The 770-nt window shown below is 69.1% G+C and carries 1 protein-coding gene; it reads left to right on the top strand.

Going from position 1 to position 770, the window contains the following annotated elements:
- A partial coding sequence (gene istB, locus AAFM29_RS17290) for an IS21-like element helper ATPase IstB (protein WP_371830766.1) occupies positions 1 to 664 on the top strand: 664 nt, incomplete at its 5' end.
- Between the last annotated feature and the right edge of the window lie 106 nt (positions 665 to 770).

Here is a 770-nt window from a genome sequence, read left to right as displayed (position 1 = left end):
CGACGAGGCGGTCACCACCGGCATCCAGCGCAAGCGCACCGCCATGGAGATCCTGACCGATCTTCTGCGCGCTGAGGCTGCCCATCGCCATGCGGCATCGATCCGCTATCGCATGACCGCGGCCAGGCTGCCGGCGGTGAAGGACATCGATGCGTTCGTGTTCGAGGGGACGCTGATCGACGAACAACTGGTGCGCTCGCTACATGCCGGCTCGTTCCTGCCCGGCCAGCGCAACATCGTCCTGGTCGGCGGCACCGGGACTGGGAAGACTCACCTGGCGATCGCAATCACCGCCAGCGTCGTGCGTGCCGGCGCCCGCGGCCGCTACTTCAACACCGTGGATCTGGTGAACCGGCTCGAGGAAGAGAGCCGCCTCGGCAAGGCCGGTACGCTTGCGGCCCAGCTCTCCCGCCTCGACCTCGTCGTGCTCGATGAGCTCGGCTATCTGCCGTTCGCCCGCTCGGGCGGCCAGTTGCTGTTCCATCTCGTCAGCAAGCTCTACGAGCGCACCTCGGTGATCATCACCACGAACCTGGCGTTCGGTGAATGGCCGACCGTCTTCGGCGACCCCAAGATGACGGCCGCGCTGCTCGACCGCATCACCCATCACTGCGACATCGTCGAGACTGGCAACGACAGCTGGCGGCTCAGAAACCGGAGCTAAAACCCTCCCCCCAGACCCCCCACCCCGGCGTTGTCCCCGGGGGGGCCCACGGACCACCCCCCCGCCGGCCCCCCCCCGGGGGGGGGGGGGGGGGGGGGGCCGGCGG

The sequence above is a fragment of the Erythrobacter sp. genome, assembly GCF_038133525.1.
Lineage (GTDB): Bacteria > Pseudomonadota > Alphaproteobacteria > Sphingomonadales > Sphingomonadaceae > Qipengyuania.
The sequence above is the reverse complement of the archived record's forward strand: the minus strand, read 5'-3'. Positions and strand labels throughout refer to the sequence as shown.